Raw genomic sequence first — 11,614 nt, forward strand, 5'->3', positions numbered from 1 at the left:
CGGAGGTCACGTCGTACGACGCGGCCCCTCACGACGGGAGGCATCCGGACGCTGCTGGGGTACGGCGGGCGATGCGGGAGGCTGCTGGGGCGCACGCGGCCGCCGTGCCCGGGCGGCCTGTTCCAAGGCGCGCCTGTCGTCGGGAAGCTTGGCCCGCACGCTGCCTTCGTGGCGTAGCGCGGCAGCCGTCTCGCGCAGTTTGCCGGCGCGTTCGCGCATGCGCCGGGCCTCGGCGGCGGCGGCCTGCGCGTCCTCCCCCGCCGTGGTCCGCGCACGGGTGAGGGCCGCGTCGAAGTCGCCCCCGGCCTCCTGCCAGTCGGCCAGCAGCTGTTCGTGCCGGGTGGGGTCCCCGGCGGTGACGGCGACCTGCTCGCCGTGCCGTTCGGCCCGCGCGAGTTCCTCGGTGAGGCGGGCCGCCTGCTCCTCCAGGCGGCGCAGATGGTCCTCCAGAGCACGCCGCTCCGCACCGCGTACCGCAGGCAGACCCATGCGGTGGGTGGTTGCCAGTCGGGCGGCCGAGTCCTGGCGGTGAGCGGCGTTCTCCGCAGCCTGCCGCCGTGCGGCCTCGGCCCGCTGCTGGGCGGCACGCCACTCGTGGATGGCCTCGACCCGTGCCGCCTGGGTGGTGATCCGCTGCTCGACCCGGCCGCCGGGAACCGCTTCGGCAGTCAACCGCTGAGCGCGCGCCTGCTGTTCCTCGGCGGTGCCGTCGGCCGCCCTCGCGGCCTCCAGCGCACGCCGGTGTGCCTCTCGCAACTGGGCGTCGGTGAGCGGGCCGTGCGGCCTCTCCTGCCAGGACGGCACCTGCCGAGCCGGGGCGGCCGGCTCCTTCTCCGCTTCGCCGCGCAGCGCCCGGCGGGCCAGCTCCCGCTGAGCATCCGACCCCTGCCTCGCCCTCTCACGGTCCTCCAGAAGGTCGGGAGCGAGCTCGGTGAGGGTCTCGCGGGCCTCCGCGATCAACTGCTCCTGGGCGGCGGCCGTCTCGTGTGCTTCGGCTGCCTGCTCGGCCAGTTCCTGAAGCCGTTCCGCCCGCTCGGGTGTGCGGGCGTTCCGCAGAGCCTGGGCGCGGTTGGTGGCGTCCTGGGCGGTCTGCAGGGCAGTTTTCCGGGCCGCCTCCGCCCGGTGTAGAGCGGCCAGCGCCTCCTCCGCCCGCTCCACACGATCCGCGCTGAGCCGACCCTGCCGGCCCGCCCGGCGTAGCTCCTCACCTTCCCGCTCACCCAGCCGCGACACCGGCACCGGGCCACCGGAGCCGGCCCGCCAAGCCGCGATCGCGGCGGACGCGACGTCGTAGTCGGCGGCAGCCACCGGATCGGCAGGACGCTGTCCCAGCGCGACGCTCTCGTGCCCGAACTCCCACAGCTCGCGGTACGTGTACGCCGCCCACACGGCCCGGTCCCACAGCTTCCGCGCGGCCTCGTCGGCGCCCGGACGGGGCCCGAGCGCGTCGAGCCAGGCAGGGGCCTGGGCGACCAGTTGCCCGACCGTCCGAGTCGGGTCCGGGTCAGGCTGGGCGGCCCGCCACACACCGCGCAGAGCCGCGTCCATGCCCTCGGCGGAGGGGGCGGGGCCGGTGGGGGCGGGTCCGTCATGACCCGCCAGGTCGCGGTAGACGGCTGCTGCGGTCAGCTGCTCCTGCCAGGCCGCCGCCTCCCGCGCATCGGCCGGCCGAGGACCGTAGGCGGCGGCCCAGCCCCGGCCCGCCTCGGCGTCCAGCTGAGCGGTTGTGCCGAGCTGGGCGGCACGCTCCCGCACGGCTGCGGCCAACTCCCGGGCCGCCGCGACAGTCTGCGGATCGTCACCCGGTTCGGCGTCCGGCGGCAGCAGCCCGAGCGCCGCCAGCGGGTCTTCGCTGCGCACCCAGTCGGAGGTGAGCAGGTGCGGCGCTGTGGCCGGGTGGGGGGCGTCCTGCGCACGCCGGAACTCGTCGACAGACCCCTCGTCCGAGTCGACGGCGTGAGCGTTGCGTGCATGCACGACGGCGGCGATGTCCCGCACCGGGCTGCCGTCGGCCTCGAGGAAGTCCCGCTGGTGCCAGGTCGTCTCCAGCAGCCGGTCGGTGTCGATTCCGTCCTCGGCCAGCCGCGCCAGTTGGGCGCGCAACGCGGGCCAGGCCGGTGCCTCCGTCAGCTGCCGCGCGGCCGACTCACCGAGCAGAGCGGCAACGGCGTGACGAGCCCGGTCGTCGGCGACCTGGTCGAGGACGAAGGCCAGCCGTGCCGTGTGCGTGCGCACCGAACGGGCGGCTTCCGCACTGCGGCGAGCGGTCATCGTGGCCGACTGTTGCGTGCCGTCACGGCGCAGAACCGACTGGAAGACCTGCCGGGAGGTGAGCCGCTCACCGGGCTCCCCGGTCTCCGGGTCCGAGGGCTTGCGGGTGACCAGGTAGGCGAAGTTGGCCCACCGCCCGCGGGTCAGTGCCGGGTAGGCGCCGTTGCGGTCCATCGAGCTGTCGAACAGGGCGTGACCGGTGTCGACCGTCAGGCCCTGTGCGCGGTCCTTCGTGACTGCGTAACCGAGCTCCACCGCCGCCGACACGTAGTCGGCGGGCAGTGTGACGCGGCGGCCGGTGCGGTCGTGCAGGGCAGTGAGAGCGCCGTCCTTCTCGACGCCTTCCACCGTCCAGGTGTCCCCGTTGCGCACCCACTGACGGCCGTCGTGTGTGCGCAACCGCCGGTCGTTGACGCGCGTGACGACCCGGTCCCCGGCGCCCGCCCGGTTGCCGTCCCCCAGCGTGGTCTCGATGCTCGTATCGACCTCACCACGGGCCGCCAGGTCGCTGCGCGCACGCTCGTTCAACTGCGCAACGAGGGCGTTGCTGGCGGCGATCATCACCGAGTTCAGACCGTCTTCGGTGTCCCGCCGCCAACCGGCGTAGACAGCGTCCAGCATGGCGTCCGCGTCACCATGATGGATACGCCCGCGCTGCTCGTACGCGTCGTACGAGGCGTCCGCGTCACCACGCGAGACCGCCGCCGCGGCATCGACTTCCCAGCGCCGGATGGTCTTGTCGACGTCCCGGAAGCGACGCACCTCGGACAGATATTGCGCACCCGCGTCCGCCTCGATCAGAGCGAGCGCGCCGCCCACACCGGGCGACCCCAGCTGGCGAGGATCACCCACCAGCAGCAGTCGCCCGCCGACCGCCTCGACCTGCTCGGCCAGTGCGTGCAGATCGGGAGTGGAGGCCTGACCGGCCTCGTCGACGATGACGATCTGCCCCGGGCGCAGCGACCACTGGGCACCGCCCTGCCGCTCACTCATCCACCGCCAGCGGGCGATGTTCTCCGCCCGGATCCCGGCTTCCTCCGCCAGGTTGTCGGCCTGCACCTGACCACCCGCAAGCCCCAGAACAGGCAGTCCGTGCGCGTCCGCGGCCTCCCGGACCAGCCGCATGATCGTGGTCTTCCCGGTGCCCGCGGGGCCGATGACCGCACCCAGCCGTACGTCCGAACCCAGCAGGTTCTGCACGACCTGACGCTGCTCGGTGCTGGGAGTGAAACCGCGCTCCCCGTCGCCGGCGGCCAGGGCCGCGTCGACCTGTTCCGTACTCAGAACCTGTACGGGAGCCGGCCGGGTCGCGGCCTCCACCAACTGCCGCTCAGCGGCCAGAATTCCGTGCGAGGTGAAGACCTGACCGGTGGCCACCTGCTCGAACACCGACGAACCGTCGTCCCGCCGGAACCGCTCCGGAAGCGCCACCGCGTCCGGAGCATCCAGCCGCTCACACAGCTCCGGATCGAGCAGCGCGTCCGTGGCCCGCTCCACCGTTTCCGCGAACGCCGCGTCGTCCAGCCGCAGATGCCAGCCCGTCTCCACGAGCTGCCGATAGACCTCGGCAGTCGCGTTGGAACGGGTCCAGTGCGCCCGCTGCCCCTCCAGCACGCGCAGCGCTCTCCCGGGTATCCCGGACAGTGGAACATCCGCCTCCGGCAGGGCCTGCAGCTGCTGCCGCGAGACCTCCATCGCATGCTGCAGCAGCGCCTCGGGGCGCTCGATACCCAACTCCCGGGCCTGCCCGATCCACCGGTCGCGCTCCTCTTCGACGGTGCTCGGCTGCTTGGCAGGACGGACCGCCAAGGTGGCCACCTGAGCCAGCTTGTAATCCTCCACCCGGGTCGGCTCGCGCCCCTCCCGGTCCCGGAAATCACGGGTCATGGAAGACAGCGCGGCCTCGGTCGAACGGCGCCGCCCCGAGAAGCCGGTGACCACCTTCTCGCCCACCCCGAGGAACTCCCGCACCGGCCGGCGAGCGGGCCGCAACGAGTTCTGCCGAACCCCCGCCAGGATCCCACATCCCGCCGCCATACCCCGCTCCACCTCGGCGGTGTACATCTCGGAGAACTCCACGAGACGGGCGTGCAGCGGCCGCGCATCCAGCGCCAGCCACCGTCCGTCCTCCGTACGCACCTTCGAGCTGATCTCCAGATGCCGATGGAAATCCGGGTCACCCGAGCGGGAGGTTCGGTGGGTGTAGAGCGCGGCGATGAATCCCCGCCCGCGCACCTGGACCTGAGCCGCTGCGGTCGGCCCCACCCGGGTCCAGCACAGCTCTCGCTCGATCCGCGCGAAGACCTTCTCGAACGCCGCGCGCTCCACCGCCTCCAGTCGTGCGCGCGTCTCGTCATCAGCTGTGGCCCACAGCACCGAGAAGCTCTTCACGGGCGAGAAGACCATCTCCCAGCCCGACCGCGCCGTCCGGTTCCCCTCCCTGTCAGCCTTGGCCTTCAACTGCTGACGGCGCGCCTCACTCGCCTTGGGCTCCGCCGCCAGATACTTCGCGAACAACTCATCCGCAGGCTTGTACCGAGGCCACGCCCGGCCCATCCGCTGACCGCTGACCGGGTCCACGCCATCCTTGAAGACCGCGTCGGCCGCCTCCTTGGTCACCGTCCCCGACAACCCCAGCGTCGCTGCCTCGACCCCCAGCCACTCCCCCGGAGTGTCCCCCACTCCCTGCGAAAGACCGGCCATCTCCTGGTCCCCGACCCGCACATCCCCATGAGAGACCGTGCGCTCCAGGTAGTCGGCCCCGGACCCCGAGGAGACGCCATGCACCGTGACCGTCACCCGCTCCCCTCCAGCCCTGCCGCACGCACCACCGGCCACGGCATCGGGAGGGCAACAGGCGTCTGCATAAGAGCAGTTCACAGCACACCTGCGCGAATAGCAAGAGGTGTGCTTAAAATTCAACGTCTGCTGCTGTCAGATCGCTCGACGCTCTTCCGAGCGATCTGACAGCAGCAGACGTTTCCTTGTTTCGGTGCGCAGACACGTCTGCGCCGGCGATGGCTACAAGCGCTCTTCTTGTAGCCATCGCCGATCCGAGGGAAGCGGCCGTTGGCCGCTTCCCTCCGGCACTGGCGTGGCAGAACGCCAGCACTTGTGGCGGGCGTTGTGATCGTGAAGCATGTGCAGACATGACGTCACGACACAACGAACAACTCCAGGAACGGCGCCGGGCCCTGCGCGAGCAGCACAAGCGCGAACTGGAAGAGGCCAAACGGCGGCAGGCCGCCCAGCTCACCACGATCACCGCCTTCGACCAGCGCATAGCCAAGCTGGAGGACGCCCGCCGCGACGTGGCCGCGGCAGTCGCCGAAGCGGTTGCCGCCTTCGGCGGCCGACGCGACGCGGCCGCCGCGCTCGGTCTGACCGCGGCGGAGGTGAAGGACTACCTCAACACGCATGCGGAGCACGCGGCCGGGGCCGCGGCGGACGAGGCGGAACCGAACAGCCACGCCGCGCGGAACGAAGAGCGGGCAGCGACGGAACGGAGCCCGGCGGAGGACCCGGCCGAAGACGACCACGCGCCGCCGACGGCGGTCGCGGGAGCGACACGGGCCGCGACGGATATGGAGGCCGCCCCAGCCCCGCCGGCGGCGAAGTCCGCACCGGCGCCGACGCCAGAAGCGACCACGAACCCGGCCTGAGTACGCCGGGCCCGCAGCCGCCCGCACCCTGCACACGAAAGGCCCCGGGGCCGCCGGAATTCCGGCGGCCCCGGGGCCTACTGCTCACGAGAGCGGTGGGAGTGAGGCTCAGCCTCCGTTCCGCTCCTGCTGCTCGCGCTCGAGCCGCCTCGCCAGCTCCTCGGCTTCGCGCGCCGCCGCCTGGGACCTCAGGAACTCGGCTTCCTGCTCCGGCGTCATGGTCGTTCTCCTTCTCGACAGTGCCGGGCGGTGCCTCCGTCGTGAGGGAGGGGGTCCGTGGTGGGCCCTGCCCGGCGCAGCCGATCAGCCCTGGGGGTGGGGTGGGGGCAAACCTGCTTTTGGTTTGCGGCCACCCCACCCCCAGGGCAGGCTGCAAGCGGCGGGCAGGGGCCTCCACGGACCCCTCTCACGACGGAGGCACCGCCCCCCGCACCGACAAGAAGGAGAGCAGGGCGAGCGGGACGACGGCGGAGGACCGGTCGGCGCGCGGTGGTAAGCCACTGCAGCCGACGTGGCGGCGGCCGGACCCGGAGGGGCAACCGTCGACGCGCTCCGGGCCGGCACCACGAAGCGAGCCGTCAACGTCGGCCGCGGGCTCCGGACAACGGACCGGTCGGGAGATCCGGACAACGGACCGGGCCGGACAACGGACCGGTCGGGCCGGACAACGGGCCGAAGCGGTCGACTAGCGGGTGTACGGATCCGGTCTCGGAACTCACGGATCCGCGAACGCGGAATCGCGAAGCGAAAGCAGAGCCCTGCCGGCATGAGAACGTGTCACCGGACTCCGGGGACCGGTGTCAAGACACTGCCCCGGGACAGAAGAGTCCCGGGGCGTATCGCTCTCAGCAGCCGCACAGTGCCCTGCTACAGCAGCAGCTCGCGGAAGAAGTCCACAACGCCGCGGAAGAAGCCGGAACGGTCTCGGTAGTAGCGCGGTGATTTCGTAGTCCGACCCCTACGAGCACGACGCGGATGTTGATGCATGGCCATGAGACCTCCTGTACCGGTGGAGACAACCGGATGTGTCGCGGAAGAGCCGAGGCTCGGCGCCCGCCGGAGTGCGGCGGGCGCCGAAGGCCGGTCAGCTCACTGATTCGACGAGCAGTTGGGGTTGAGGCACGTGTCGATCCCCTCCGGAAGCGGCTGCTTGCAGAACATGCAGATCGCGTTGTTGGTCCAGGTCGCGATGGCCCGCATCAGCTTGCGCATGCTCGTCTTCCTCTCCGCCGGGAGAGACTGACCGCCTTCGGCGGTCTGTGGTGGTCCCTGCCCCAGGCTGCAAGCGGCGGCCAGGGACCACCACAGACCACCCCACGGCTCAACACCCACGCGAAGAGAAGAAGCGAGTGATGGCCTCGGGGCCGAACCGGCATCGCGTCGATCCGGAACCCGCATGGCGCGGGAGGACTGGCGGATGCGAACAGCGTCTGTCGACACCAGTGGCACCGTGCCCCGTGTGGTCCATGCGCGAGGAGGGACCCCACGGACCCTCTCGCCGACGGCCGGTACCGCCGACGCACCGGCGCGAGAAGGACTGAGACAGAATCGACGGAAGCTGCCGCGCCGGAAGCGCGGAACGGGACGACGAAATCGCATCCCGCGTGGCAGCAGAACGGTGCGGCGTGCCCTGTCGGCATGTCAGCCGAGTGCTCGCTCGGCAACGACGACATGGGCCGCGCCGAACGGTCCGTCTCGCCGCCGGACGCACGGGTCGAGGACGAAGTCCGGTCCCCGGTAGACGAAGTCCAGTCCCCAGGGGAAGAATCGTCGACGAAACGGAGGGATCGCTGCACACGCCCGCACAAAGAAACAGGGCCCCGGCGCCCTGCGGCACCGACGCCCGACACCGGACAGTCGGCCGTTGCCTCCCGAGGAGACAACGGCCGAACGCTCAGCCGACGCGCTCCTTCTCCGGAGTACTCGCCCCGGGAAGGTCCTCGCGTGAGATGCCCGGCTCGAGCGCCCGGATGTCCTTCCCGTGCACCGTTCCCTGAGTCATCGCGAAGTACATCGCCGCTGCCCCGAGCAGCGTTCCGGTCAGACCGAGGTACTGCACAGCGGACCCGAGGACGGGGGCACCGAGGGCACTCCCCGACCTGGTGATCGCACCGCCGACCGCCCGCGTCTGGTCACGGAACTCCTCCGGAGGCCGCAGCTGGCTGATCTGCCCGACCACCGCAAAGGGGAAAGCCCCTGCGAAACCGGCAACGACCCAGACCACGTTGACCAGCCACACCGGCGCGCCCAGGGCCAGGACGAGCAACTGAGGCACGATCAGTGCGTACCCCACCGACATGAGCACGTACGGCCGCACCCGCTGGGTCACGTATACGGCAACGAAGTTCCCTACGAGGCCCGCGAACGCCGCCGAGCTGGCGAGCGTCGCGATCGTCCCCGCACCGGCACCGGTCTCCCTGGCCCACTGGGGCAGGAACACGCCGTTCATCGGCGCGACGAGGAACTCCATGGTGAACAGCATCGCGAACAGCTTCACGAGCAAGCGGTCCTTGCGGAAGTGATGGATCTGTTCACCGAGGCTCTTCCAGTACCCGGGCTTGTCCTTGGCGTGGACCACCTGGACACGAGCCGACTCCATGCCGCGCGGCAGCCGACCGATGATCAGAGAGGCCACGGCGAACAGCACCGCCACCGCCACCAGACCGACCACCGGAATGTGCACCAGAGGCCCACCGAGCGCCGGACCGACTACCTGACCGCCGGCAATCATGGCTCCGCTCATGCTGATAGCGAAGCCTTGCCGGAGACCGACGAACTTCGCCGCCGCCGGAGCCAGGCCACCTTTCGCCAGAACCCCCGCGCCACCCGCGGCGCCCATCAGCGCCATGAGCGCCAGCAGAACCGGAAACGCCAGCGCGTCAGCGGCGACGAGCACAGCCACCATGGCGACGCAGACCGCCTGAACCACACCAGTGAGCCACGACGTCAGCCGCCGCCCGACCCGGCCCACTACCGGACCGGCCATGAACCGCACCACAACAGCCGGTGCCAGCTCCGCGAACAGCACGAGCCCGGCAAGGGACGTGCTACCGGTGCTGGCGATAACGAACCACGGGACGATGAGCGTGAGGATCCACTCACCGGTCACCGATATCAGGGTCGAGGCGAGCACCCAGTTCACAGGACTGAAGTGCTTCGCCACGGAAAGTCGCAGGCCCAAGTGGGCCAAGCCGCAAATCTTTGACACGGCCATGACACCTCCCAAAACGCAGAGGAGGCACGGACCCGACACGGGCTCCGATGCCCCGCCGGGAACGTCCCGGCAGGGGCGCACGGACAGGTACCGGAGGTACCGGGGTGCGGCGAAGCAAGCCCCGGTACCTCCGGCACCTGTCACGCTCCAATGGCGGGATGTTCACGGCGGGGCATCGGAGCCCGCCCCACCACGAGTCCACTCATGCGTGTGGGAGGTACCGCAGCAGAAGAAGGACACCTCGCGGACATCAAGCGGCCACCGACCGACTCCACGAAAGACACCGCCGAACCGACCGCCCTGCCACCAACGCCCCCCAGAGCCGAGAGCACCCCCTGCACCCGACCGGACAACCACACGTCCGAGCCCCCGGACCCCTGCCACACACACCCGCCCGCACCACCACCCCCGCCACGCAGCAAAACCGACCGAGCACCCACCAACACCCACGCGAAAACCAGCAGACAACAATTCACGAGCACCGCCGGCACCACGGCCCACAGCACACCCGCCAAGCACCCTCAACCTGACGAGCATCCGTACGACGCTCCACAACGCCCGCCAACGGAACAGCGCGCACCACATCCCGGCCGGACGGCACTCCGCACCGACACGCCGCCACAACACCAGGCCCCACAAATCCCCGGGCGGCCGGCAACCAGCACACCGGCTTGGCTGACGGCCGCCCGGGCAACACACGACAAGGCCCCGGCCCCCACCGAAGTGGGGGCCGGGGCCTGACGACGCTCTCCTTACTTCACGCCCTCACCGTGCGGCGTCTCGCCCGGCTTCGAGGTGTCCAGCACCGGGGGCGCTCTCCTCGTGGTCCTTCCGCGGGACGTTGTACAGACCGAGGAACTCCACGTGCGCGACGTTGCGCGGCTTACGCGTCAGCCCGAGGCGGGCGCGCAGCCAGTCGGACAGCCTGGGCCGAGTGAAGTGCTCCGAGCCGAACTCGACCGCGACCTTCCAGTACTCCTCCACCTCCCACATGTTCCCCTTGGCACCCTCGGGCTTGGGGAAGTAGCCCTCAGCCTCCGCCCACTGACTGGCGGGGACCTCGACGATGAACTTGCGCCACCGCGAGACCTCCGGCCGTCGCTGCGACGGCGGCTGCGCCGACGGCGGCCGCGTCGACGGCCGCTCCTCCTCCACAGCCACCTCCAGGAGGAAGACACCGTGGACTCCGTCCGGGCCCTTCGGGTGGGCGACCGCTTCCACCACGCCCTCGACCCCGGGGCCCCAGTACGGATTTTTCGTCGTGCGGGACATGACAGCTCCTCTGCTGTAGACAGCCGGGGAGCGCCCGTGTGGGCTGCCCTGGACGTCTGTGTCCTTCCCGGCACGATGCCGTCCGCACCACGACGGGACCGGGGGGCAACCGTTGCGAAGCGGCGGTTGCCCCCCGGTCCCGTCGTGGTGCAGGCTCGTGTGCTGGGAAGGACACAGACGCAGGGCTGTCCACACGGGCGCTCCCCACTAGGAGCACCACCGCGCAGGCGAACCGGCCCAGGTAGCCGGGCGGCCACCGCCGTCGCCGAAGAGGAAACCCGGCAGTGGCACACACAGCCCGGACACGACAGCAGGCGTCGTACCACGGCCGAAAGACCCACGTGCCGAAATCGACACCGGCACCGAGAACCCACGCCGGCCAAGAACGGAACCAGCATCGATACACCGACGCATGCCCCCGCGGTCTCGTACTGAGGCCAAAAGCCGGCACACGGTCAAGCCCGGCCAGGCGAAGAGCAGGCACGGGCACCGGCCTCTCACGGAAGCCGACAACGGAACCGCCGCATCCGTCCGCCTCCGTGTGCCGCCGCGCGCCCGTGTGCCGCACGTCGAGCACGCAAAAAGGCCCGGCACCCGCCGGAGAACTGGCGGATACCGAGCCTGCCACCTTCCGCACAGAACCCCCGACGCCCGCCGAAGTGACTCACGGGCGCCGGAAGTCTCGGCCGCTCAGCTACACGATGATCGTGTAGCTGAGCGTCGACCGGGACGGGACTCAGTCGCAGTCGTTGCCGCCGAAGAAGCCGCCGAAGAAGCCGCCGCGGTGTCCACCGGACTTCGATGCCCCGCCACCCTTGCCGCCCTTGCCGACAGGCTTCCCGCCGGGCTTCGACAGGGAGAAGGCCGCGGGCGCCATCGTCGTGGTAGCGAGGCTGTTGTCGCTGCACCCGCCATCGTCGCCGGCCTCGCACTGCACGACCAGGAAGATGAGGGCGAGCACCACCAGGATGGCCAGGACCACCTTCGTGATCGGGCTACGGTTCTTGCGCATGGGTTCCTCCCTGGGGAGGGGACTCGCCGCTCTCTGCGGCGGGTGGTGGTCCCCTGTCCGACGCGGCCGATCAGCGCCAGGGCGGGGTGGGCTCGATGTCGACCAGGAGCTGCGCTGGACCTTCCTGGCGTCGCTCGCGGCGGCCGGGACGGCCGACGAGTCGGTGATCGCGGCCGAACTGGC

At 70.9% G+C, this 11,614-nt stretch carries 7 protein-coding genes; 2 read left to right on the forward strand and 5 right to left on the reverse strand.

The window, feature by feature from the left end; translation table 11 throughout:
* Positions 1-6: 6 nt before the first annotated feature.
* Positions 7-5,070, reverse strand: a complete 5,064-nt coding sequence (mobF, locus tag AB0C66_RS35755; RefSeq protein ID WP_362448737.1) for a MobF family relaxase — start codon at positions 5,068-5,070, stop codon at positions 7-9.
* Positions 5,071-5,420: 350 nt separating this feature from the next.
* On the opposite strand from mobF, the gene AB0C66_RS35760 reads away from it, so the two are divergent.
* Positions 5,421-5,933, forward strand: a complete 513-nt coding sequence (locus AB0C66_RS35760; protein ID WP_362448740.1) for a hypothetical protein — start codon at positions 5,421-5,423, stop codon at positions 5,931-5,933.
* Between the two features lie 1,089 nt (positions 5,934-7,022).
* Here the strand turns inward: AB0C66_RS35760 and AB0C66_RS35765 are convergent.
* The 4 genes from AB0C66_RS35765 to AB0C66_RS35780 all read right to left on the reverse strand — a co-directional run bounded on the left by AB0C66_RS35765 (position 7,023) and on the right by AB0C66_RS35780 (position 11,431).
* Positions 7,023-7,145, reverse strand: a complete 123-nt coding sequence (locus AB0C66_RS35765; RefSeq protein WP_362448743.1) for a hypothetical protein — start codon at positions 7,143-7,145, stop codon at positions 7,023-7,025.
* 682 nt (positions 7,146-7,827) lie between these two features.
* Positions 7,828-9,096, reverse strand: a complete 1,269-nt coding sequence (locus AB0C66_RS35770) for an MFS transporter (protein WP_362448746.1) — start codon at positions 9,094-9,096, stop codon at positions 7,828-7,830.
* 816 nt (positions 9,097-9,912) lie between these two features.
* Positions 9,913-10,419 (reverse strand): hypothetical protein, encoded by a 507-nt coding sequence (locus tag AB0C66_RS35775; RefSeq protein ID WP_362448749.1) that lies wholly within the window; start codon positions 10,417-10,419, stop codon positions 9,913-9,915.
* Positions 10,420-11,155: 736 nt separating this feature from the next.
* Entirely contained in the window at positions 11,156-11,431 is a 276-nt protein-coding gene (locus AB0C66_RS35780) for a hypothetical protein (RefSeq protein ID WP_362448752.1), read from the reverse strand.
* Between AB0C66_RS35780 and AB0C66_RS35785 the strand changes: the two genes are divergently transcribed.
* The coding region (locus AB0C66_RS35785; RefSeq protein ID WP_362448755.1) for a hypothetical protein at positions 11,430-11,614 on the forward strand (185 nt) is incomplete at its 3' end. The two genes, AB0C66_RS35780 and AB0C66_RS35785, sit on opposite strands and share 2 nt — an antisense overlap.

Source organism: Streptomyces sp. NPDC048636, assembly GCF_040650655.1.
In the GTDB taxonomy this organism is placed as follows: domain Bacteria; phylum Actinomycetota; class Actinomycetes; order Streptomycetales; family Streptomycetaceae; genus Streptomyces.